Origin of the sequence: Rhodococcus sp. NPDC056506 (assembly GCF_042794945.1) — a bacterium.
GTDB lineage: Bacteria > Actinomycetota > Actinomycetes > Mycobacteriales > Mycobacteriaceae > Rhodococcus_F.
Window position 1 is genome coordinate 36,383 of record NZ_JBHTSW010000023.1, and the last position, 22,476, is coordinate 58,858.

Genomic DNA, 22,476 nt, shown 5'->3' on the forward strand with positions numbered 1-22,476 from the left:
GGTCGGGAAACCGTCTCAGACGACGGTAAGGTCTTTTGCGGTCAGTGTGAGCAGCTCTGGCCCCTGCTCACGAACAACGAGCGTGTCCTCGATCCGTACACCTCCGCGCCCGGAGAAGTACACGCCCGGCTCGACGGTCACCGCCGCGCCGGAAAGAAGTGTACCGGTGCCGAGCTTGCCGATCCCCGGTGCTTCGTGGATTTCGAGGCCCACACCGTGGCCGAGGCCATGCAGGAACAACTCGCCGTAGCCTGCATCGTCGATCACCGCACGGGCAGCGGCGTCGACTGCCGCGCATTCGACACCCGGAGCGAGGGCGTCGCAACCGGCAGCTTGCGAACGCGCGACGAGCTCGTAAATCTCCCGTTGCCAATCGGAAACGGACTCGAGCACGTAGGTCCGGGTCATGTCCGAGTGATACCCGCCTACCTGAGCTCCGAAGTCGAGTTTGACGAAGTCTCCCGACGCAAGAATCGCGCCGGTCGGCCGGTGATGGGGAATTGCCGAGTTGGCACCGGCCGCCACGATCGTCTCGAAGGAAATACCGTCTGCGCCGTTGTCGAGCATCAGGTTTTCCAGCTCGCGGCCGACCTCTCGTTCCGTTCGGCCAGGTCGCAGGCCACCGCGAGCGATCAACTGCGCCAACGCGACATCGGCTGCGGTGCACGCCGCGCGCAACAACTCCACCTCGTGCTCGTCCTTGACCATGCGCAATTGTTCGACAAGTCCGCTCACCGGTTCGAACCTGATCTTCGGCGCTGCCTCGGTCCATGCCCGATGTTCGGCGAATGTCGCCACATGAGACTCGAACGCGAGAACGGGCACCGTGGACGTCTCGATCAAGTGCGCAGCACTCGAACGGGCGATTTCGGCACGAAGGTCCGGCACCTGCTCCGCCACCTGCGTCACGTAACGACCGTCGGTGCAGATCACCGTCGCACATTCGTCGGACGCTGAATCGGACGCACTGACGACGAGCGCCGCATTCGAACCGGTGAATCCGGTGAGGTATCTGATGTTGAGAAGATCTGTGACGAGAATCGCGTCGAGTTCGCGCTCCGCGAGGAGGCGTCTGAGGGATTCACGGCGTGTTCTGAAGTCGACCGGCATCCCTCGAACCTACCGCCCGCGCAGACCTGCCGATCAACTCGAAACTCACGGTTACAGCAATAAGTGTGGGTTAGGCCACAAGGTGAAATGGGTTCTAGTTAGGCTGTACCCATGAATGCGTGGTTGGTACGTGGCCTCGGCATGGCCCTGATACATGTTGTGTTTCGTGCGTTGCTCGGTGCAGCAATCGCACAGTGGCCACTTCAGGGGTCCACCCTGCGCTGGCTGTCCCTGTTGATCGTCATCGTCTTCGCCGCGATCTGGGGTGGTATCGACGGCATTCGTGACCGCCGAGACTTCCCCGAACCCGAAGACGGCGCCGATCTGACTATGCTGTGGCTCAAGGCTGCACTCGTCGGCGGATTCGTCGCCGGCGCTGCCAGCTGGGCACTCAGCCTGGTCCCCTCCCTCGAACTGACCCAGCAGGGCTTGTTCTTCGAGGTGACCTCTGGTGCGGCGTTCACGATCCTTCTCATCTTCGTCCCCGCCATGGTCGCCATCACCGTCGGACGCTTCTTCGTCAGCCGTGAACAGCGCAAGAACGGAACAGCTCCGCAGACCCCGACCCACGAGCGTCATCGCGAACCAGTGCCTGTCAGCGAGGGCTACGACTCCCCCACCGAGCAGCACGCATACAGCGGAGCCGCCATGTCCGTCGAGGAATCCGACGCCGATACCGCGGTCTTCCCGGCGATCGATCTGGGCAAGCGCGAGCAGTAACGCCACCGTCTACACAACCGAATGCGGCCCCGAGGAACTTTTCCTCGGGGCCGCATTCGTGTGGCTGTACTTTCGACTTCGCTTCGGTCAGCCCCGCTCGGCGAGGAACCTGATCGCCAGCGGATACGCGGCGACGCCGAGTCCGACGATCACACCGGTTGCGATCGGGCTCAGGTAGGAATGGTGCCGAAACTCTTCCCGCGCATGAACATTCGAAATGTGCACCTCGACCAGTCCGGCGGTCAGTTCGGCACACGCATCGCGCAGGACCACCGACGTGTGCGTCAAGCCACCGGCGTTGAGAATCACCGGCTCCCCCGCGTCGGCTGCGTCGTGGATCCAACCGAGCAGATCACCTTCGTGATCGCTCTGACGAACGGTCACCTCGACGCCGAGATCCTTGCCCGCCGCGACACACAATTCGATCAGATCATCGTGTGTGGTCGCCCCGTAGACCTCGGGCTGACGCTTACCCAGACGCCCCAGATTGGGTCCGTTGACGACATTGATCCTCACAACAGGACCGTTCCGCCGGCCGGCCTCGGATCGCGGGCAATCGCGGAGTACGCCGCGACCAACAAGCTCGGATCCGGCCCTTCGAGACGGCCCGGCTTGGCCAGTCCGTCGAGGACCACGAAACGAAGCAGCCCGGCACGGTTCTTCTTGTCGGTCTGCATGCCCTTCAGCAGGTCACCGAACGCGTCACCGTCGTACGACGTCGGCAGGCCGACGAGGTCGAGGATCGACTTGTGACGATCCGCGGTGGCGTCGTCGAGTCGACCGGCGAGCCGTCCGAGTTCGGCTGCGAAGACCAGGCCGACGGAGACAGCGGCACCGTGGCGCCACTTGTACCGCTCACGACGTTCGATCGCGTGGCCGAGTGTGTGGCCGTAGTTCAGGATTTCGCGCAGGTCCGACTCGCGCAGATCCGCGGCCACGACCTTGGCCTTGACCTCGACGGAGCGCCGAATCAGCTCGGGCAGAACAGTTCCCGACGGATCGAGAGCCGCCTTGGGATCGGCTTCGATCAGGTCCAAGATCACCGGGTCGGCGATGAATCCGGTCTTGATGACCTCGGCCATGCCGGCAACGATCTCGTTGTGCGGCACCGTCTCGAGCGTCGCGAGATCGATGAACACCGCTCCGGGTTCGTGGAACGAACCGACGAGGTTCTTGCCCGCTTCGGTGTTGATACCGGTTTTGCCGCCCACCGCTGCGTCGACCATCGCGAGCAACGTGGTCGGCACGTGAACAACCTTGACGCCGCGCATCCAGGTGGCTGCCACGAAGCCGGTGAGGTCGGTCGCCGCTCCCCCACCCAAGCTCATGATCGCGTCGCTGCGAGTCAGACCGATCCGGCCGAGCACGTCCCAGCAGAAGCCGGCGACGGCAAGATCCTTACCGTCCTCGGCGTCGGGAATTTCGATACGGTGAGCGTCGATTCCCTTCTCCGCCAACGCAGCCCGTACTGCCTCCGCGGTCTCTGCGAGCGGCGGCTGATGGAAGATCGCGACAGTGCGCGCGCCGTCGAACTCGGCAACAAGATCACCGAGCAGGCCGCGGCCGATCACGACCGGGTAGGGACTTGCGGTCTTCACCTCTACACGTACGGGTTCGGTCACTGCTCCACTACTCCGCTCCGGTTGTTCATTTGTCTTGAAGTTTCGACACCAATTGCCCGACGACACGCGCCGGACTGCGGCCGTCGGTCCGAATCCGAATCGTGGCCGAACGCCGGTACAGCGGACGACGGCGCCTCATCAGCTCCTGGTACTTGACCTTGGGATCTCCACCGGCCAGCAGCGGACGATGATTGTTCGCCCCCGTGCGGCGAAGCCCTTCGGCGACACTGATCTCCAGGTAGATGACCGTGTGTCCCTGAAGCAACTCGCGGGTGCGATCAGAGAGGATCGCACCACCGCCGAGCGAGACGATTCCGTCGGTCGCCTGCAACGCGTCGCGGACCACCGCTTCCTCGATCTCACGAAACCGAGGCTCTCCGTCGTGGGTGAAGATCTCCGGGATGGTCCTACCCGTGGTCCGTTCGATCTCGGCGTCTGTATCGACCAATTCGAGTTCGAGGGCCTGCGCAAGGCGTCGACCGATGGTCGATTTGCCGGCGCCGGGCGGACCGATGAGTACAGCCTTCGGCTTCATCGATACGTGAGTCCTATCGAGGCGGTCGGGCTGCGATGCCCTCGGCGTAACGACGGTAGTTGGCAGTGGTTTCAGCAATGGAATCACCACCGAACTTTTCGAGTGCGGCCTGAGCGACGACAAGTGCAACCATCGACTCGGCGACGACGCCGGCGGCCGGAACCGCGCACACGTCACTGCGCTGGTGGATGGCCACGGCCTCTTCGCCGCTCTCCATGTCGACCGTCGCCAGAGCGCGCGGAACCGTCGAGATCGGCTTCATCGCGGCGCGAACTCGCAGAGCCTCACCGTTGGTCATGCCGCCTTCGATACCGCCTGCGCGGTTAGTGGAGCGCACGATGCCGTCCGGGCCCGGACGGATTTCGTCGTGAGCCTCGCTGCCACGACGACGCGCGGTTTCGAAACCGTCACCGACCTCGACACCCTTGATGGCCTGAATTCCCATGAGGGCAGCGGCAAGTCGCGAATCAAGGCGCTCGGCGCCACTGACGAAAGTGCCGAGTCCGACCGGCAGGCCGTGGATGACGACCTCGACGACGCCGCCGAGGGTGTCGCCGTCCTTCTTGGCTGATTCGATTTCGGCGATCATCGACTCTTCGGCGGCCTTGTCGAATGCGCGGACCGGGCTCGCGTCGATCGCGTCCAGATCCTTGCCCTCCGGCACGGGACCGACGTAAGGCTCGGAAGCACCGATGGAAATGACGTGTGAGACGACCTCGGCACCGAATACCTGACGCAGGAACGACCGTGCGACGGTTCCGGCGGCTACCCGAGCTGCGGTCTCGCGAGCGCTGGCGCGCTCGAGGACGGGACGCGCGTCGTTGAAGCCGTACTTGAGCATGCCGCTGTAATCGGCGTGACCGGGACGCGGGCGCGTCAGCGGGGCATTGCGAGCCTGATCGGCAAGCAGGTCCGGGTCGACCGGGTCGGCGGACATGATGGTTTCCCACTTGGGCCACTCGGTGTTGCCGATTTCGATGGCCACGGGGCCACCGAGCGTAAATCCGTGGCGGACACCGCCGATGATGGTGACCTTGTCGGCCTCGAACTTCATCCGCGCGCCACGGCCGTAACCGAGTCGACGACGGGCAAGTTCGGACGAGATGGCCTCAGAGGTCACTTCGACCCCCGCAACCATGCCCTCGAGCATCGCGACGAGGGCGGGACCATGGGATTCTCCGGCAGTTATCCAACGCAGCACGCCGACCATCTTTCCACGTCGCAGACCTCAGTTGTCACAGTGGCCCTCCAGGTGAACACAGATGGCCCACACGCACGATGCGTGTGGGCCATATCAGCAGTACCTGTGGGTCTAGAGAAGGCGGAATCCTCCACCGTTGGCGTTGATGTCAGCCAATCCGATGTTGATGTCGGCCGAGTTGTCGGGAGCGTGGAACGGCGGCGGGAGCGGCTCGAAGCAGTACGGTTCGAAACCGTTGCTGATCAACCCCACCAGGCGATCGCCGACGACGAGTGGTCCACCGGAGTCACCGGGAATCGAGCACGTGTGCTCGACGATCTCTCCGTAGACGGAGTCGTAGCCCCAGGTGATACCGCACGTGTTACCGGTCGAACGGCCTTCCTTGCACACGATCGTGCCCGGTGCCGGCGGGGCGCCGATACCGTTGATCGTCGTGCCGCCGACGGTACGCAGCGGAGCAACCTTTGCGTCGTCGAGATCGATGACGGCGATGTCCGAGACCGGACTCGAGTAGGTGAATCGGCCGATAGGGCCGGCTTCGGGCAGGTATTCGGCGAACACTCGGTCGCCGACAACTCCGCAGTGTCCGGCGGTGAGTGCCACGAGCGAACCGGCGTTGTCATAGCCGACCGCGGTCAACGTGCACGCCGCAACTCGGTCGGGATTGGAGTGATCCACGTCCGGCAGCAGGATTCCTGAGCCCCCGCCCAGTGCCACCGACGATGGTGCAGGCGCGGCGCCGGCGACGCCTGCCCCTGCAGCCACAGCCGCCAAACAGGCTGCGGCAGCGACGAAAAGCCTTGTGCGCATAGGTTCCCCCGATAATCGAGTGCGAAACGAGATTCGTTTTGTCCCATTTCCGAAACCACAGTGAACGACAGTATGTGGACATTCGGCAAGTCCGACTCGCCGCATACTGGGACTGCGCGCCTACGACGGCCGAACATATGAAACCGACGGTTACGTCTTTCCTGCAGATCACGGTCCGTCGTTGAATCCTCAATGACGCGAGCTTTTTTCGTGAACGTTGCGCTCGTCACGTCCACCCGGCAAACGCAATCGAACCGCATGCTGCCAGGCACATCGAAGGCCCGTGCGCGATGGGCGAATTGTGGGCTACCGGACCCGATTTTCGACGTTCCAGCTTTCGCCGTTCGAGTCTTCGAAGTTCGAGCACCATACCCAGAGCTGCAGTGAGTACCGACGCGGAGGTCAACGACCACAGCCAGGCGTCCGCTCCCACCAATCCGGTCAGCGCACCCAACGGAAGAGAAAGCTTCACATCGCCTAGACCCATGGATCCAGGCGACATCACGTGCGCCAGGAGATGGATTCCGGCGAGCAGTGCCGATCCCACCGCGGCTGCCCACACCGTTCCCGACACCGTCGCGTAGACCATCACGACTACGTAACCCGGCAAGGTGAAACTGTTGGGCAGCCGGCGCACAGCCAGGTCGACAGTCGAGATCGCAATGCACCACCACACCACAGCGAGACCTGAAATTAGCTGCACCACTGAAGTATTCAGCACACCGACGACAACCCAACCTGTTGCGACGGCGCACTGCGGCGCACACCAGCGAGTCGTGACTGGTCGATAACCGTGTCGCCGCAACCAACTGTCGGCGATCGCCCGAGCGCAGGCACCTGCGACGACCCCAGCGCCTGCCAAGACCACCATTGTCCACATGGTTTCGAGCATGGGGTCTGGCGTTCACCAGCGGCAGACTACGAATCGTCTTGTGGACTACCTGGGCCCTGTGAACAGAGCTAGGCGACAGCGGCTGCCATGGCCTCTCGCGGAGCGGGCTTGCCCGTGAACTGCTCGACCTGTCCGAAGGCCTGATTGAGCAACATCTCGAGGCCACCGATCACCGTGCCACCAGCCGCCTCGACAGCCGAAGCGAGTGGCGTCGGCCAGGGGTTGTAGATCGCGTCGAGGACAAACCGCGCCTTCCCCAATTGCTGGGCGAAGGGCGTTGCCGCATCTGCGGGAACAGTACTGACCAAGACCGAGGATTCGGCGCAGATCCCACCGAGCCGTGCGTCGTCGAACGTAACCAGATCAACGTCCAACCCGACAGCGCCACCACATTCGATGGCACCGGATGCGCGTCCCGGATCACGTGCGACCACGGTGACTGCCCGAACTCCCATGTCGGCCAACGCGACCAGTGCCGGCCGCGCGGTGCCGCCCGCGCCGACAACTACCGCCGAACTCCCGCTCAGATCGCCGACACCGCCGGCGATCAGGGCACCACTGACTCCGTCGACGTCCGTGCAGTCGGCACGCCAACCGCCATCGATGCGAACCAAGGTGTTGGCCGAGCCGATGGTCACCGCCCGCGGTGTGCGTTCGGTGGCGTACTCGAGTGCCGCGATCTTGCCGGGCATCGTCACCGAGAGTCCGACCCATTCGGGGCCGAGTGAATCCACGAGGGCAGGCAACTGCTCGCCGGTGCACTCGATCCGCTCGTAGGTCCAATCGCTCAGCCCCAAAGCCTCGTACGCCGCAAGGTGCAGCAACGGCGACTTCGAGTGAGCGATCGGACTTCCGAGAACAGCTGCCTTACGCGGCGTCTCGAGTGTTGCCGCGGTACTACCGTCCACTGTCGAGAATCCCACTTTGCTGTGCCAGTTCGATGTTGGCGAGATGCTCTTCGTAACTCTTGGTGAAGAGCGTCTGGCCTTCCTTGTTGATCGTGACGAAGTACAACCAGTCACCGTCTGCCGGGGATTCCACGGCCTTGAGAGCGTCGATGCTCGGCGAAGCGATAGGCGTCGCGGGCAGGCCGGGCATCGCGTACGTGTTCCAGGGAGTGACGCGCTCACGGTCGGCATCCGTGGTGGCGACCTCGGTGGTGTCGAGTGAGTAGTTGACCGTGGAGTCGAACTGCAACGGCTGATCGACGGCGAGTCGGTTGACGATCACTCGCGCGACCTTGGCCATGTCGCCAGGCAATGCCTCACGCTCGACCAACGACGCTGCTACCAACAACTGGTACGGCGACATCCCGACGCCGCTTCCGGCTGTCAGAATCCCGGTGGCCTCGTACTTGGCTGCGCTGCCCTCGACCAACGCACGCAAGATCTCGGTGGGCGTCGCAGTCGGGTCGAAATCCCAACTGCTGGCGGCGATCAAACCTTCCAGCTGACGATCTTTGTCCGGAACGCTCTTGACCGAAGACATGGCCCAGTCCGGGACGCCGAGCGAAGCCAGATCGGAAGATGCTCCCGCAGTGTTCAATTCATCTGTCGATACGCATTTCTGAGCGGAAACCGGGCCTACACAACTCGCCTCGGAAATGAGGTTGTAGATGCCCTTCTTGAGTGAGCCCGTCTGCGCATCCGAACTGTCGTGCAGCTGACGCCCCTCGGCGATGACAACACTGCCGACTCGGGAGTCCGGGGCAACCAAGGTGTCGAGTGCGCTCGCGGCGCTACTCTGCACCGGCACCTGGTAGAAGCCGGGTTGCACCTTCTGGATCTCCGACGGATTGGCGATCGCCGCGTTGTAGAAAGCAGCGGAACTCGCGACGACGTTCTTCGCCTCGAGCGTCGCACCGATTTCCGATGCGGTTTCTCCACTGTTGATCTGGATGACCACGGGTGCGCCGCCGGGGCCGGCGAAATCCTCCGCGGTCTTGTTGCGATCCATGTACCAGAGAGCGCCGTATGCACCGACACCGAGGACTGCGATCACCAACACCAGCAGGGCGAGAACACCGACCTTCTTGCCTCGCTTGGCGCGCTTGTTGCGCGCTTCGCGTTGCTTGCGTGCCTCGGCTCGCGACATGTGCGGCGGATCGATGTTCTGCGGCAGCGCACGCATGACCATTGTCTCGTCGTTGTCGAAGTCGAACGAACTGGTGGGCCGGCTTCCGCCGCCCTCATCCCACCGCGCGTTCACAGATCGCCCTCCAGTGCAGCGTCCTTCGACGACTCCCCTGGTTTCACAGCTCTACTCCGCTCGTCCAGCCAGCCTTGCAGGATTTCCACCGCCGCAGCCTGATCGATCATCGGCCGCTGACCGCGTGCCTTGACTCCACTTTCGCGGAGATTGCGCGCAGCCGTGACAGTCGTCAGTCGTTCGTCGGACAGCCTCACCGGGATCGGTTCGACGGCCCGCTGCAGTCGTTTGGCGAATGCAGTCGCGATACCGGCGGCTTTACCTTGCTCACCGCGCAGCGTCTGTGGCAGTCCGACGATAACCTCAACGGCCTCGTATTCGGACACGATGTCGATAATGCGCCGGATATCCGGCGCGTCGGGCCCACGCTCCTTCGAGCGTGGAACCGTTTCCACCGGTGTCGCGAGGATGCCGTCGGGGTCGCTGGACGCGACGCCGATGCGAACACTGCCGACGTCGATGGCGATGCGCCGCCCGCGACCAGGGTCGTCGATGCCGGGGCGATCGGGACCCTGCTGCGTAGCCACCACCGTCAGCTGCCGCCCGCCAGCTCTCCGACTCTGTCCCGGATCGCATCGAGCGCCGCCGGGATTCCTGCGGAGTCCGAACCCGAGCCCTGGGCCATGTCGGGCTTTCCGCCGCCGCGGCCGCCGATCTTGGGTCCGAACGACGCGACCAGTTCGCCGGCCTTCACACCGAGACCTTGAGCTGCCTTGCTCGAGGCGACCACGAACGGAACCTTGCCGTCGACGTCACCGAGGAGAGCTACGACGGCAGGTTCGGAGCCGAGGCGACCCTTGATGTCCGTGACCAGGCTGCGCAGATCGTTTCCACCGACTCCGGCAGGAGCCGGTTCGGCGATCACCAGGACGCTGCCGATGCGCTTGGCCTTGGCGACGTACTCGCCTGCCGACGCCAGCACAGCCTTGGCCTTGGTCTGCTCGAGTTCCTTCTCTGCCACCTTGAGTCGCTCGACGAGTGCCTCGACTCGAGCAGGCACCTCTTCCGAAGGAACCTTCAGTGAGGAGGACAGTCCGGCCAGAAGCGCGCGCTCCTTGGCGAGGTAGCGGTACGAATCCAAACCGACGTACGCCTCGACGCGTCGGATTCCGGAGCCGACCGACTGCTCACCGAGCAGCGTGACCTGACCGATCTGAGCGGAGCTTCCGACGTGAGTACCGCCGCACAGTTCCATCGAGAACGGGCCGCCGATTTCGACGACGCGAACCTCGTCGCCGTAGTTCTCGCCGAAGAGTGCCATCGCACCCATCGACTTGGCCTTGTCGAGGTCCGTCACGAAGGTGTTGACCGCGTAGTTCGACGCCACGGCTTCGTTGGTGAGGGCTTCGATGTCCTGCTTCTGGGACTCGGACAGCGCGCCCTGCCAGGAGAAGTCGAAGCGGAGGTAACCCGGCTTGTTGAGCGAGCCGGCCTGCACCGCGTTGGGGCCGAGCACCTGACGCAGCGCAGCGTGCACCATGTGGGTACCGGAGTGCCCCTGGGTTGCGCCCTTGCGCCACTCGGCATCGACGTGTGCGAGGACGACGTCACCCTCGGTGATCTCGCCCTTCTTGACCGTCACCTTGTGCGTCCAGACCTTCTTGGCGATCTTCTGCACGTCGTTGACCTTGGCTTCGAGGCCCGGAGCGGTGAGCGAACCGATGTCGGCGATCTGTCCGCCGGACTCTGCGTAGAGCGGGCTTCGGTCGAGAATGACCTCGACGTCCTGGCCGGCCTTCGCCACCGGCACGCGGACGCCGTCGACGATCAACGCGAGAACGTGAGCCTCGGAGACGAGTTCGTCGAAACCGGTGAACTCGGTGGCGCCTCGATCGAGCAGTTCCTTGTAGACCGTGAGGTCGGCGTGAGCGTGCTTACGAGCCTGCGCGTCGTCCTTGGCGCGCTTACGCTGCTCGGCCATGAGTGAGCGGAAACCGTCTTCGTCGACGGTGAGACCGGCCTCGGACGCCATTTCGAGCGTGAGGTCGATCGGGAAGCCGTAGGTGTCGTGCAGTGCAAACGCCTGATCGCCGGCGATGACCGACTTTCCGGACGACTTGACCGACTCGGCAGCATTTTCGAAGAGTGCCGATCCCGAGGCCAGCGTCTTGAGGAACGCGGTCTCCTCACCGACGGCAACGTTCTCGATGCGCGTGAAGTCGGTTTCCAGAACCGGGTACGACGGCGCCATCGTGTCGCGGACGACGATCATGAACTCGCGCATGGTGGGCTGCTCGCTGCCGAGCAGTTTGGCCGAGCGCACGATACGACGCAGCAACCGACGCAGGACGTACCCGCGGCCGTAGTTGCCGGGGTTCACACCGTCGGCGATCAACATCGCGGCGGTGCGTGCGTGGTCGGCGATGACCCGGAAACGGACGTCTGAAGTGTGGTCGGTCCCGTAGACACTGCCGGTCAGTTCGGCGGCCTTGTCGATGACGGGGCGGAGAAGATCTGTCTCGTAGACGTTTTCGACACCCTGCAGCAGGAACGCGACGCGCTCGACGCCCATACCGGTGTCGATGTTCTTCTTCGGCAACGGTCCGAGGATCGGGTAGTCGCCCTTGTTGGTGCCCTCGCCGCGCTCGTTCTGCATGAACACGAGATTCCAGATCTCGATGTAGCGGTCCTCGTCGGCTTCCGGGCCGCCTTCGACGCCGTACTCGGAGCCGCGATCGTAGAAGATCTCCGAGCAGGGTCCACAGGGTCCCGGGATGCCCATGGACCAGTAGTTGTCCTTCATGCCGCGGCGCTGGATGCGCTCTTCGGGCAGACCGACCTCGTCGCGCCAGATCGCGAATGCTTCGTCGTCGTCAAGGTAGACGGTGGCCCACAGGCGGGTGGGATCGATGCCGTATCCGCCGTCCTCGACCGAACCTGTCAGCAACTGCCAGGCGTGGGAGATGGCTTCCTTCTTGAAGTAGTCACCGAAGGAGAAGTTGCCCGCCATCTGGAAGAAAGTGTTGTGGCGGGTGGTGATGCCGACCTCTTCGATGTCCAGGGTGCGGACGCACTTCTGCACGGACGTCGCGCGCGAGTAGGACGGCGTCTGCTGCCCGAGGAAGAACGGCACGAACGGAACCATGCCCGCGTTGACGAACAGAAGGTTCGGGTCGTCGAGAATCAGCGAGGCGCTGGGCACCTCGGTGTGGCCGGCCTTGACGAAGTGGTCGAGGAATCGCCTGCGGATCTCGTGGGTTTGCACTAACCGGTCCTTACCTTCAAGAGCGTCGAGCTATGGGTGTCCAGACTAACGCGTCGACCGGTGGAACCTGGCAGGCGTCAGCCACGAACTATTCGGCGGAGTTTGCTCACCCGATCGGCGATCTCTCGCTCGTTGCCGTGCGCGGTGGGCTGGTAGTAGTCGACACCCACCAGATCGTCCGGCGGATACTGTTGCCGCAGAACACCATCACGTGTGTCGTGCGGGTACTTGTAACCGACTGCGTTGCCCAATTGCTCGGCGCCCTTGTAGTGCCCGTCACGCAGATGCGGCGGTACGAGTCCGGATTTTCCGGCGGCCACGTCGGCCATGGCAGCGCCGAGAGCGGCGATGACCGCACCCGATTTGGGGGCTGTCGCCAGATGAATGGTGGCTTGTGCCAGAGCAAGACGCGCCTCGGGCATGCCGATCAGCTGCACTGCCTGCGCGGCGGCGGTCGCAGTCTGCAGAGCTGTCGGATCGGCCATGCCGATGTCTTCGCTGGCGTGAACGACCAGACGCCGTGCGATGAATCGAGGGTCTTCGCCCGCGGTCAGCATCCGTGCGAGGTAGTGCAGCGCGGCGTCGACGTCGGAGCCGCGAATGCTCTTGATGAATGCGCTGATGACGTCGTAGTGCTGATCTCCGGCACGGTCGTACCGAACCGCAGCCTTGTCGACGCTGGCCTCGACGGTCGCGAGGTCGAGCACCACCGGACCCGGCGCGTCACCTGCAGTGTCCAGTGCGGCCCCGGCAGCGGCCTCGAGTGCCGTCAGGGCTCGGCGTGCATCGCCGGAAGCCAGACGGACGAGGTGTTCCATCGCGTCGTCGTCGATCGTGATCGCTCCCCCGAACCCTCGCTCGTCCGCGACCGCACGCTCGAGCAGTTCCTGGACATCGGCAGCGGTGAGCGATTGCAGTTGCAGGACCAACGAGCGCGACAACAGCGCGGAGACGACGGAGAACGACGGGTTCTCGGTGGTCGCGCCGACCAAGAGAACGATCCGGTTCTCGACTGCGGCGAGCAAGGCGTCCTGCTGGGTTTTGGAGAAACGATGAACCTCGTCGATGAACAAAACCGTCTGTTCGCCGTTCAGCAGGCGACGGCGCGCGAGTTCGATGACACCGCGGACTTCCTTGACACCCGCGGACAGAGCAGACAAGGCCTCGAACCGGCGGCCGGTTGCACCCGAGATCAACGATGCAAGCGTGGTCTTGCCGGTGCCGGGAGGTCCGTACAGAAGCACCGATGCGGCGCCGGATCCCTCGACCATTCTGCGCAGTGGCGCGCCGGGCCCGAGTAAGTGCTGTTGCCCGACAACCTCACCAAGAGTGAGCGGGCGCATGCGGACAGCCAGAGGAGCACCGGGCGGCACCGAGGACAAAGCGCGCTCGGCTACCGACACGACATCTGGTTCGTCGATCTCGGACTCTTCCGGTGTTGCCTCGAAGAGGCCGTCTTCCGCCACCGTGCTGTCTTCCGCTTGCCAATCGCTCACGAATCGACGCTACTAGAGACCACCGACGCCTGACACAATCCGCTGTTCCGCCAGCCCTCACCCCGCTGGGAATCAGCATTGGATAGCGTTGTCGCCATGAGCACCTCCGAGATCGCCACCGTCCTCGCGTGGCACGATGCACTCAACTCCCAAGACATCGACACACTGCTGCAGTTGTCGAGTGACGACATCGAGGTCGGCGGCCCCAAGGGCGCGAGCCAGGGACTCGCTGCCCTGCGCGAGTGGGCCACCAACGCCGGCATCACACTCGTCCCCGGAAAGATGTACGTCCACCACGGCGTGGTCGTCGTCGAACAGACTGCAACGTGGGCGGCCGAACCGGACAAGTCCGCAACTGTGGCCTCGGCGTTCCGGGTCGTGGCGGATCAGGTCACGTCGACGTTCCGGCATCCTGATCTGGCGACGGCGCTCGCAGCGACGGACCTGTCCGAGAGCGATCTGGTCTCCGACAACTGAGCGGACCTCGACAAAGATAGGGCGCTCGTGCTGCGTGCACGGGCGCCCGTCTGCATGTGGTCAGAGACTCAACTGAACTCGGTGCGCAACGCCGCCACGACCTCGCGGGCGTGTGACTCGACGGCGTCGTTGCCGGCGAGCTGCGCCGACCGTGCGAGCCTGGCCCAGCGTCCCACCAGTGCGTCGGCGCGCGGGATCGAGAGATAGTGCTCTCGGACCGCAGCGATACGTGAATGGTCTTCGGGCAGGTACAGGTAGGTGCTGAGCCAGACCCAGATGAGTTGGGCTTCGACGATCCTGCGTCCCAACTCGGCCTCGTCGGCCAGGGCGGGCCACATCCCGACGACCTCGGCCCGCCAGGCATCCACCATCGCAGACGCCCGCTCTTCGGTCAGGTCGATGTTGCACAGGCAACCGGGGAACGACACCAGCGCGTACGTGATGTCGAGGAGGGCGTCGCGGTAGCCGCCCCACTCGTAGTCCAGGAACTGCACGCCGTCGTCGTTGACGATGATGTTGTCCGGGCACAGGTCCGACGGACTGAATGCGCGGAACCGGCCGCCACTGAACAGCGTTTGTGCATGCTGGACCTGCTCGAGAATGTCCGAACTCACATCTATGCCGAGATTTTGCACCAGCATGGTGGGAACGCCGGCCACGGCGCGTCCCACCTGATCCGCTACTTCGTCGGAGCAATGGGCGACCTCGGCGCGACGCAGCAGCGCGGTGAAGTCGTCCTCACGACCGACGGTCGCGGCGTGCATGCGGCCCATGGCCTGCGCCATGGCCATCAACGTGTGCGTGACGGTGTCCGGGTCGGAGTCTTCGAGACGGACGCTGATGGCGGTGGCGTCGCCGAGATCACTCAGGATCAGGAGACGAGCGTCGAGGTCGGACGCCAACAGTTCCGCGCCGGGGCGAGCGTCCTTGGCAAGCGCGTTGGCGAACTGATACGACACCGCTTCACGGAGGAAGGCGGTTTCGACGTCGAAGTCGCCCTCGGATGCGGCGGGGAGCGCAATCGCCGTCTTGGTAGCTCCCTGGAAGTTGTCGCGGACCTGCTTGATCACCAGTGTGCGAGGCAACGAGAACGGATTCTCGGCGACACGGACGCGCAGCACGACGGTGCGGCCACTCCCCCCGAGATCGACTGGATCCACCAGGGTTACGGGTGCCCCTGTGCGGCGTGTCAGCAACTGCTCAGCAGCTGCGACGACTTCGGAAACGGGGTCTGCCAGTAATGCGGTCATCACCGACCAACTTACCCGTTAGTGACTCCGATCATGCCCAGCTCATCCGCGCAGGCTCGTAAATCCGAGGGCTCACAACGACAGAAATAGGCTCCCACGTGCGGTGATGACGAAAGTCCCTAATCGCCACATCGGCACACAGTTCTCACGAGAATTTTTCTACTCGTGAGCAGAACTCCGCAAATACAACCTCACGCCGATTTGTCCGCGTCGTCGTCCTCGTCGACAAATCGAGAAATGCCCTTCAACGCTGCTTCGAATTCCTCGTCGGCCCGCGTTCTGACCCAGAGAACGAGTACACAGGCGATGACTATCCCGAGCAGGTTGACCGCCAGTTGCAGAGACGACAATCCGGCGATCCGCCACTCCCCGTTCGTTGCCGCAACCACGGCGAAACCAGCGGCGGGAACTGCGGTGACCGAGATGAACACCCCGACCAAGGCGGCGGACTTCGATGAGACGAGCGCCAGCATTCCGGCCGCGCCGGCGAGGAGGGCGACGACAAAGGAAATTGGCCCGACCTTGTAGACGAAATCGACCTCGTGGAGTGATTCGAGACTGACGACGTCCATCCATCCGAAGAACTTCACCACGAACGTGGCAGCAAGAGTCACGCCCATCGCGATGGGGAATCCGACGGCGAGCGCAAGAATCGAGCGTCGGCGCAACCGTCGGTCGCGCCGCACCAGTGCCACCGCAAGGGCCGCCAGCGGCCCGAACTCGGGGCCGACGACCATTGCGCCCACGATCGTGATCTGTGAGTCGGTGACAACGCCGATTGCGGCAAGAAGGCACGCGATCGTCAGGAACGCGACGAACAATCCGTTGAGAGTTGATTCTTCCCGAGTGCGGGACAGCAATTCCTCCCACACGACGGAATCCGCTGGATCACCAGGCACGTCACGCTCGGCTTTGCGCGCCGCCGCCGACAACACCGTCTCGACCGGTACGAGCGTCATTCCGCCGTCCTCGGCGACGCCGAGTTCGTTCAGGGCATCGACGACGTCGTTGGCCGCTTCACGGGCGACGTCGGCCTCCACCATGTCACCGGCAGGATGAACTGCGACATCACGTAATACGACGATGTGTGTCGCGCCCCGCTGCGACGCGAGCGCACCGAGAACTTGCTCGGTGCGCTCGGTCGGGCAGATCACCCGCAAATGCAGCATGGCGATCCGGTGTCGGCTCTACTTGGCTTCGCCGGTGTCGCCTTCGGACTTCTTGTCCTCTGACTTCTTCTCCTCGGACTTCTTCTCGGGCTTCGCGTCGATACCCGACTCCTTGCGCTGCTGAGCCGAGATCGGTGCCGGCGCATCCGTCAGCGGGTCGACGCCGCCGCCGGACTTCGGGAACGCGATGACCTCACGGATGGAATCCATGCCGGCGAGGAGCGCGGTGATGCGGTCCCAGCCGAATGCAATTCCGCCGTGCGGAGGCGCGCCGAAGGCGAAGGCGTCGAGGAGGAAGCCGAACTGCTCCTGCGCCTCTTCCTCGGAGATACCCATCACCTTGAACACTCGTTCCTGAATGTCCTTGCGGTGGATACGAATACTGCCGCCGCCGATCTCGTTGCCGTTGCAGACGATGTCGTATGCGTAGGCGAGAGCGGAATCCGGATCGGTGTCGAAGGTGTCGAAGAACTCCGGCTTCGGCGAGGTGAACGCGTGGTGCACGGCCGTCCAGGCGGAGTGGCCCAGCGCAACGTCACCGGAAGCAGTGGCATCGGCAGTCGGCTCGAACATCGGAGCGTCGACGATCCACACGAAAGCCCACGCGTCGGGATCGATGAGGTCCTTTTTGCGTGCGATCTCACCACGGGCTGCGCCAAGGAGCGCGCGCGTCGACTTCGTCGCACCGGCTCCGAAGAAGATGCAGTCGCCCGGCTGGGCTCCGACATGAGCGGCAAGGCCCTCACGTTCGGCGTCGGTCAGGTTCTTGGCGACGGGTCCACCGAGGGTGCCGTCTTCGCCGACCAACACATACGCCAGCCCCTTGGCCCCGCGCTGCTTCGCCCATTCCTGCCAAGCATCGAGTTGCTTGCGCGGCTGGCTTGCACCACCGGGCATCACGACAGCGCCGACGTACTCGGCCTGGAACACGCGGAACGTCGTGTCCTTGAAGAACTCCGCGCACTCGACCAGTTCGATACCGAAACGCAGGTCCGGCTTGTCGCTGCCGTAACGACGCATTGCCTCGTTGTAGGTCATGCGGTCGATCGGCGTCTTGATCTCGTGGCCGACGAGCTTCCAGAGCGCCGTCAGGATTTCCTCGGCGAGCAGGATGATGTCGTCCTGGTTGACGAAAGCCATCTCGATGTCGAGCTGGGTGAACTCGGGCTGACGATCGGCGCGGAAATCCTCGTCGCGGTAGCAACGCGCGATCTGGTAGTAGCGCTCGATGCCGCCGACCATGAGGAGCTGCTTGAACAGCTGCGGGCTCTGCGGCAGTGCGTAGAAGCTGCCGGGCTGAAGGCGCGAGGGCACCAGGAAGTCACGGGCACCCTCGGGCGTCGAGCGCGTGAGCGTCGGAGTTTCGACCTCGACGAACTCGTGATGCGCGAGAACGCCGCGCGCTGCAGCACTTACCTTGGAGCGCAAGCGAATTGCGGAGCCGGGGCCCTCACGGCGCAGGTCGAGGTATCGGTACTTGAGGCGCGCTTCTTCGCCGACCTGATCGTCGAGCTGGAACGGCAGCGGTGCGCTTTCGTTGAGAACCTCGAGTTCTGTGGCGTTGACCTCGATTGCTCCCGTGGGGATCTCGAAGTTCTGGTTGCCCTCGGGGCGAACCTCGACCGTTCCGGTCACGCGGACGCAGTATTCCGCGCGCAGACGGTGCGCCTGCTCGGCCACGTCACCTGCCCGGAAAACTACCTGCGCAACTCCGGATGCGTCACGGAGATCGATGAAGATCACTCCGCCGTGATCACGACGCCTGGCTACCCAACCGGTGAGCGTTACGGTCTGCTCTGCCTGCTCGGGTCGCAATGAACCGGCGAGATGTGTGCGCAGCACGGGATTCCTTTCGAACTACTTCCAATAACCGACGACCGACTACTTTGCCTGCGATCCTACGGAGCGAACTGCGCAGAGCGGAAACGCGGACCCGCATCGCATGCGAAGCTATCTCCAGAAGTGACGGCAAGCACTGGTTCACGACAGCAGAAAGCGGACATAGATGACCTTCAACGAGGGGGCTCGCGGTGAAGCGGGACGCGTTCAGGTTCAAGGCGGCGGGGGCGGCGGTGGCCGGGGCGGCAAAATCGCGATCGGCGGTGGCGCGGGCGGCATCATCGTCCTGATCTTGGCGCTGCTGTTCGGTGGCGATCCCGGCTCACTTCTGGGCACGTCGACAGAGACGTCGAATTCATCGACAGGACTGTCCTCGGTAGACGAGTGCACCGGCGCTCAGGCAAACGCAGACGTGAACTGCCGAGTAACCCTGACCGTCGGAAGCCTCGACGATGTCTGGGAACAGCAATTGGTCAAGCAGACCGGTACGGCGTACGTCCGACCCGAGGTCATCTTGTTCAGCGGTTCGGTCAACACCGGGTGCGGACAGGCGTCGAGTGATGTCGGTCCGTTCTACTGCCCGGCCGACCAGACGGCGTACTTCGACACGAGTTTCTTCCAACTGCTCGTCGACCGTTTCGGTTCCAGCGCCGGACCGCTCGCACAGGAGTACGTGGTCGCGCACGAGTTCGGTCATCACATCCAGAATCAGCTCGGTGACATCGGCCGAGCGCAAGCCGACCCGCAGGGTGAGGAGTCCGGCGCGGTCCGCACGGAACTCCAGGCAGATTGCTACGCCGGCGTCTGGGCGCATTTCGCGGACACGATTCCCGACGAGGCAACCGGCCAGCCTTTCCTGAAGCCCCTGTCGAAGAACGACATTCGCGACGCACTGTCGGCGGCCTCCTCGGTGGGTGACGACCGCATCCAGAAGTCCACGACCGGTCGGGTCAACCCCGAAGGCTGGACACACGGATCGTCCGCGCAACGTCAGGCGTGGTTCGCAACTGGATATCAAACAGGCCAGGTCTCCTCGTGTGACACCTACTCGGCGAGGGATCTGAACAACCCACCCGACCTGAAGCGGTAGAGAACCCCGAAACCATCCTGCTGACAATTTTTTCTGTCTTGACAGAATTTATTGTCGGTGGGATGGTTTTCTCATGTTGGAAGTAGCAGTCATCGATCGCCCCGCTGCCGCGGAGGCATCGCTCGACCCGATACGGCAACGGATTCTGGCCGAATTGGCGGTGCCGGGATCGGCATCCTCGCTGGCGCCTCGGGTGGGACTGACACGCCAGAAGGTGAACTACCACTTACGCACTCTCGAAGAGCATGGCCTTGTCGAACTCGTCGAGGAACGCAAGCGGGGCAACATGACCGAGCGCATCATGCAGGCCAGCGCCGCGTCGTACGTCATCTCCCCCGCCGCCATGTCTGCGCTCGCCCCGGACCCGAGCCGGTTCCCGGATCAGCTCTCGGCGCGCTGGCTCGTCACTCTGGCGGCGCGGATCGTCCGAGAGGTCGGCGAGCTGATCGCCGGGGCGACTGCGGCCGGAAAACCGTTGGCGTCCTTTGCCATCGACAGCGACATCACCTTTGCGACTGCATCCGACCGCGCCGCATTCGCCGGCGAACTCGGCGAATCGATCAACTCACTCGTCGCCAAGTACCACGGCGGCAATTCCGAGGGCGGACGCAAACACCGCCTCGTTGTCGCCCTGCATCCCAGCCTCACCACACCCCCTGTCAACACACCCCAGGCAATCGACGCGCCCGAAACGGAGAAGTAGCAATGTCCGAGAAATTCGAAATCCGCCGCGAGGTGGTCGTCCCCGGAACTCCCGAGCAGATCTGGGCCGCCATCTCGGCCGAAACGGCCGGCTGGATGTTCCCCTCTCCTCTCGAGATCCCCGCCGACGGCAGCCGCCCGGACAGCCCGATCATCGCGACCTGGGAGCCGCCCAGCGAACTTGCCATCCACATGCAAGGCCCCGACGGCTGGTTCAACAACCTCGAATACGTTGTCGAAGCACGCGACGAGAGCACCGCCGTTGTCCGCTACGTCCACGCTGGAGTGTTTGCCGAGGACTGGGACAACCAGTACGACGGAGCGAGCAAGCACACCGACTTCTACCTTCACAGTCTCGGCCAGTACGTGCAGTACTTTGCCGGTAGTGCCACCACGTACGTCTCGGCCGAGGGTCCGGAGGCCTCCAGCGCGCCGGAGGCCATGAATACACTTCGCGGCGCACTTGGAATCACCCGAGACACCGCCGTCGGCGACACGGTGACGGTGAATGTGCCCGGAATCGGGACCATCGAAGCAATCGTCGATTACGTCAACGACTGGTTCATCGGCTTGCGCACCGAGAACGCCTTGCTTCGGTTCTACGGCCGAAACGCTTTCGGCGGCAACGTCGACGCGGCCCATCACCTCTTCGCCGCGGATGCGGATGGTGACGCAGCGACGGCAGCGTGGCAGGCCTGGCTCACCGGCGTGTTCGCCTGAGTCGTCACACTCCCCGCTCTGCTGACATACGACCGTTGTCGATCGCGGTCAGCAGAGCGGCGTGATCGCGAGCGTTGCGTTTGGCGTAGGCAGCCGCGAACTCCCCGATCGCGAAATCGAATTCGGTTCCGTCACCGAGATATTCGGCGATCGCTATCCGGTCGGACGAGCGAGCATGCGCGTAGGCGAGGACCCTCGCGCACAGGCGCCCGTAGAGTTCCAAACCCTCCGGCACCATCTCCTCGATGACTGCCGACCCTTTACCGTCGCGCAGTTGGCGAATGTAGAAATCGTGCTCGCCCTCGTCGAGCCCCGGCCCTCGTTCCCAGCCGAGAAAAATGTCGCTCGTCGCTTGCATCAAGCGTTGCCCGTTGACGACGCGTTCCCCTTCGTTCTTGAAGGTCGGGCCGTCGACGTAGCCGGACAGCACCGAGGGCTGCGCCTCCTTGACCTGCAGAATCAACGGATCGTCGTCGTCGACGCCTTTCATGAGGATCATCCACGCGCGTGTTCCGACGCTTCCGACGCCCACGACTTTCCTGGCGATGTGCGTCATCTCGAAGGCGTCGAGGAGAACGCGCCGATCCCATTGCAGTGTGTCGCGATACGACCGGACACGTTGGCGCAACAGGTCCTCGATCTGCGTGAGATCGGTCCCGGCGAACAACTCGTTTGCGGGCACGATCAATGGGGGATCACTGATGAATTGTCGCCGGCCGTCGACGATTTCGGTGAACTTGCCTGCCGCCTGCACACTGTCGCGGCGGCGAGCCTTGTCCAGCGTCGCTTGTGTACGAGCGAGCATGCGCTTCTTCAGGTCGATCTGGAGGGCCTCGAGCCCGTCCTCGGGTGCGATGTGCGAGTACCAGACTGCAAGATTTCCCAATCCTGCCTGGGTGATCATGGTTTCCCGATACTCGGCCGCGCATCCGCGAACGATCTTCTTTCGCTCCTTGCCCGAAAATCCGTTGTCCTTCGCGGCGATCGCCAAGCTTGCGGCCAGTCGCTTGACGTCCCATTCGAACGGGCCCGGGTAGGTTTCGTCGAAATCGTTGATGTCGAACGCCAACTTCCGCTCCGGCGTTGCGTAGATCCCGAAATTGCTCAGATGTGCGTCACCGCAGAGTTGGCTGGCAAGGCCCGAATCCGGGCTGCGTGACAAATCGTCGGCCATCACCAGCGCAGCACCCCGAAAGAACGAGAATCGCGACGCCGACATCCGCCCGTAGCGAATGGGTACCAGGTCCTGGACCCGGGATTTCGCCTGCACTTCCAGTAGCGAAATCGGGTCGCGGTCGCTGTCGGCGAGATCCGCGAGCGCCGCCAGCGGGGTGTCTCTACGCGCCTGGCGGCCGCGGGCCCGCCGCTCGTCTACAGAGAGATGTTCGGTGCGCACTGCTGTCATCTGCCCGACCTTTCACTCGCAACGG

The 22,476-nt window shown here is 63.7% G+C and carries 21 protein-coding genes; 5 read left to right on the plus strand and 16 right to left on the minus strand.

The window, feature by feature from the left end:
- Window positions 1-15: 15 nt before the first annotated feature.
- Window positions 16-1,110 carry a M24 family metallopeptidase gene (locus ACFQ6H_RS18720; protein ID WP_378647826.1) on the minus strand — a complete coding sequence of 365 codons (1,095 nt, stop codon included), beginning with the start codon at window positions 1,108-1,110 and terminating at the stop codon, window positions 16-18.
- A gap of 111 nt (window positions 1,111-1,221) precedes the next feature.
- Here ACFQ6H_RS18720 and ACFQ6H_RS18725 point away from each other — a divergent pair, with 111 nt between their 5' ends.
- Window positions 1,222-1,830, plus strand: a complete 609-nt coding sequence (locus tag ACFQ6H_RS18725; RefSeq protein WP_230815534.1) for a B-4DMT family transporter — start codon at window positions 1,222-1,224, stop codon at window positions 1,828-1,830.
- 87 nt (window positions 1,831-1,917) lie between these two features.
- Here ACFQ6H_RS18725 and aroQ read toward each other — a convergent pair whose 3' ends face one another.
- The 11 genes from aroQ to ACFQ6H_RS18780 all read right to left on the minus strand — a co-directional run bounded on the left by aroQ (window position 1,918) and on the right by ACFQ6H_RS18780 (window position 13,724).
- Complete coding sequence (gene aroQ / locus ACFQ6H_RS18730) at window positions 1,918-2,346, minus strand: type II 3-dehydroquinate dehydratase (protein WP_378445938.1); 429 nt, start codon at window positions 2,344-2,346, stop codon at window positions 1,918-1,920.
- Window positions 2,343-3,452: a 3-dehydroquinate synthase gene (aroB, locus tag ACFQ6H_RS18735; protein ID WP_283304619.1), complete on the minus strand. Its 1,110-nt coding sequence runs from the start codon at window positions 3,450-3,452 to the stop codon at window positions 2,343-2,345. The genes aroQ and aroB overlap by 4 nt, the downstream gene beginning before the upstream one ends.
- Window positions 3,453-3,477: 25 nt before the next feature.
- Complete coding sequence (locus ACFQ6H_RS18740) at window positions 3,478-3,987, minus strand: shikimate kinase (protein WP_230815531.1); 510 nt, start codon at window positions 3,985-3,987, stop codon at window positions 3,478-3,480.
- A 13-nt stretch (window positions 3,988-4,000) separates the two neighbouring features.
- Window positions 4,001-5,188, minus strand: a complete 1,188-nt coding sequence (gene aroC / locus ACFQ6H_RS18745) for a chorismate synthase (RefSeq protein WP_003944974.1) — start codon at window positions 5,186-5,188, stop codon at window positions 4,001-4,003.
- Window positions 5,189-5,299: 111 nt separating this feature from the next.
- Complete coding sequence (locus tag ACFQ6H_RS18750; RefSeq protein WP_378630279.1) at window positions 5,300-5,998, minus strand: S1 family peptidase; 699 nt, start codon at window positions 5,996-5,998, stop codon at window positions 5,300-5,302.
- A gap of 226 nt (window positions 5,999-6,224) precedes the next feature.
- Window positions 6,225-6,869 carry a prepilin peptidase gene (locus ACFQ6H_RS18755; RefSeq protein WP_378647829.1) on the minus strand — a complete coding sequence of 215 codons (645 nt, stop codon included), beginning with the start codon at window positions 6,867-6,869 and terminating at the stop codon, window positions 6,225-6,227.
- Window positions 6,870-6,958: 89 nt separating this feature from the next.
- Window positions 6,959-7,798 carry a shikimate dehydrogenase gene (locus ACFQ6H_RS18760; RefSeq protein WP_378647831.1) on the minus strand — a complete coding sequence of 280 codons (840 nt, stop codon included), beginning with the start codon at window positions 7,796-7,798 and terminating at the stop codon, window positions 6,959-6,961.
- Complete coding sequence (gene mltG / locus ACFQ6H_RS18765; RefSeq protein ID WP_378647833.1) at window positions 7,788-9,098, minus strand: endolytic transglycosylase MltG; 1,311 nt, start codon at window positions 9,096-9,098, stop codon at window positions 7,788-7,790. Before mltG ends, ACFQ6H_RS18760 begins: the two co-directional genes overlap by 11 nt.
- A complete protein-coding gene (ruvX, locus tag ACFQ6H_RS18770; RefSeq protein ID WP_230815526.1) occupies window positions 9,095-9,628 on the minus strand; it encodes a Holliday junction resolvase RuvX in 534 nt (177 codons plus the stop codon). The genes mltG and ruvX overlap by 4 nt, the downstream gene beginning before the upstream one ends.
- Window positions 9,629-9,630: 2 nt before the next feature.
- On the minus strand, window positions 9,631-12,303 hold the full coding sequence (gene alaS, locus ACFQ6H_RS18775; protein ID WP_378445931.1) for an alanine--tRNA ligase: 2,673 nt from the start codon (window positions 12,301-12,303) through the stop codon (window positions 9,631-9,633).
- A gap of 77 nt (window positions 12,304-12,380) precedes the next feature.
- Entirely contained in the window at window positions 12,381-13,724 is a 1,344-nt protein-coding gene (locus ACFQ6H_RS18780; RefSeq protein ID WP_378446117.1) for a replication-associated recombination protein A, read from the minus strand.
- A 171-nt stretch (window positions 13,725-13,895) separates the two neighbouring features.
- Here ACFQ6H_RS18780 and ACFQ6H_RS18785 point away from each other — a divergent pair, with 171 nt between their 5' ends.
- Window positions 13,896-14,276: a nuclear transport factor 2 family protein gene (locus ACFQ6H_RS18785; protein ID WP_378445930.1), complete on the plus strand. Its 381-nt coding sequence runs from the start codon at window positions 13,896-13,898 to the stop codon at window positions 14,274-14,276.
- Window positions 14,277-14,344: 68 nt separating this feature from the next.
- Here the strand turns inward: ACFQ6H_RS18785 and ACFQ6H_RS18790 are convergent, their stop codons facing one another.
- The 3 genes from ACFQ6H_RS18790 to aspS form a co-directional block, all read right to left on the minus strand.
- Window positions 14,345-15,526 (minus strand): kinase, encoded by a 1,182-nt coding sequence (locus ACFQ6H_RS18790; RefSeq protein ID WP_378544381.1) that lies wholly within the window; start codon window positions 15,524-15,526, stop codon window positions 14,345-14,347.
- Between the two features lie 191 nt (window positions 15,527-15,717).
- On the minus strand, window positions 15,718-16,695 hold the full coding sequence (locus ACFQ6H_RS18795) for a DUF389 domain-containing protein (protein ID WP_378647835.1): 978 nt from the start codon (window positions 16,693-16,695) through the stop codon (window positions 15,718-15,720).
- 18 nt (window positions 16,696-16,713) lie between these two features.
- A complete protein-coding gene (gene aspS / locus ACFQ6H_RS18800) occupies window positions 16,714-18,537 on the minus strand; it encodes an aspartate--tRNA ligase (RefSeq protein WP_378647837.1) in 1,824 nt (607 codons plus the stop codon).
- A gap of 163 nt (window positions 18,538-18,700) precedes the next feature.
- Here aspS and ACFQ6H_RS18805 point away from each other — a divergent pair, with 163 nt between their 5' ends.
- The 3 genes from ACFQ6H_RS18805 (at window position 18,701) to ACFQ6H_RS18815 (ending at window position 21,046) form a co-directional block, all read left to right on the plus strand.
- On the plus strand, window positions 18,701-19,624 hold the full coding sequence (locus ACFQ6H_RS18805) for a neutral zinc metallopeptidase (protein ID WP_378533181.1): 924 nt from the start codon (window positions 18,701-18,703) through the stop codon (window positions 19,622-19,624).
- A 73-nt stretch (window positions 19,625-19,697) separates the two neighbouring features.
- Entirely contained in the window at window positions 19,698-20,327 is a 630-nt protein-coding gene (locus ACFQ6H_RS18810; RefSeq protein WP_378533183.1) for an ArsR/SmtB family transcription factor, read from the plus strand.
- A gap of 2 nt (window positions 20,328-20,329) precedes the next feature.
- Entirely contained in the window at window positions 20,330-21,046 is a 717-nt protein-coding gene (locus ACFQ6H_RS18815; RefSeq protein WP_378647839.1) for an SRPBCC domain-containing protein, read from the plus strand.
- 4 nt (window positions 21,047-21,050) lie between these two features.
- Here the strand turns inward: ACFQ6H_RS18815 and ACFQ6H_RS18820 are convergent, their stop codons facing one another.
- Window positions 21,051-22,451 (minus strand): DUF2252 domain-containing protein, encoded by a 1,401-nt coding sequence (locus tag ACFQ6H_RS18820; protein ID WP_378647841.1) that lies wholly within the window; start codon window positions 22,449-22,451, stop codon window positions 21,051-21,053.
- Between the last annotated feature and the right edge of the window lie 25 nt (window positions 22,452-22,476).

Coding starts and splice junctions, on each gene's coding strand:
- ACFQ6H_RS18720 (WP_378647826.1), bottom strand. CDS start 1,110: ATGCCGGTCGACTTCAGAACACGCCGTGAATCCCTCAGACGCCTCCTC.
- ACFQ6H_RS18725 (WP_230815534.1), top strand. CDS start 1,222: ATGAATGCGTGGTTGGTACGTGGCCTCGGCATGGCCCTGATACATGTT.
- ACFQ6H_RS18740 (WP_230815531.1), bottom strand. CDS start 3,987: ATGAAGCCGAAGGCTGTACTCATCGGTCCGCCCGGCGCCGGCAAATCG.
- ACFQ6H_RS18750 (WP_378630279.1), bottom strand. CDS start 5,998: ATGCGCACAAGGCTTTTCGTCGCTGCCGCAGCCTGTTTGGCGGCTGTG.
- ACFQ6H_RS18755 (WP_378647829.1), bottom strand. CDS start 6,869: ATGGTGGTCTTGGCAGGCGCTGGGGTCGTCGCAGGTGCCTGCGCTCGG.
- ACFQ6H_RS18785 (WP_378445930.1), top strand. CDS start 13,896: ATGAGCACCTCCGAGATCGCCACCGTCCTCGCGTGGCACGATGCACTC.
- ACFQ6H_RS18790 (WP_378544381.1), bottom strand. CDS start 15,526: ATGACCGCATTACTGGCAGACCCCGTTTCCGAAGTCGTCGCAGCTGCT.
- ACFQ6H_RS18795 (WP_378647835.1), bottom strand. CDS start 16,695: ATGCTGCATTTGCGGGTGATCTGCCCGACCGAGCGCACCGAGCAAGTT.
- ACFQ6H_RS18805 (WP_378533181.1), top strand. CDS start 18,701: ATGACCTTCAACGAGGGGGCTCGCGGTGAAGCGGGACGCGTTCAGGTT.
- ACFQ6H_RS18810 (WP_378533183.1), top strand. CDS start 19,698: ATGTTGGAAGTAGCAGTCATCGATCGCCCCGCTGCCGCGGAGGCATCG.
- ACFQ6H_RS18815 (WP_378647839.1), top strand. CDS start 20,330: ATGTCCGAGAAATTCGAAATCCGCCGCGAGGTGGTCGTCCCCGGAACT.
- ACFQ6H_RS18820 (WP_378647841.1), bottom strand. CDS start 22,451: ATGACAGCAGTGCGCACCGAACATCTCTCTGTAGACGAGCGGCGGGCC.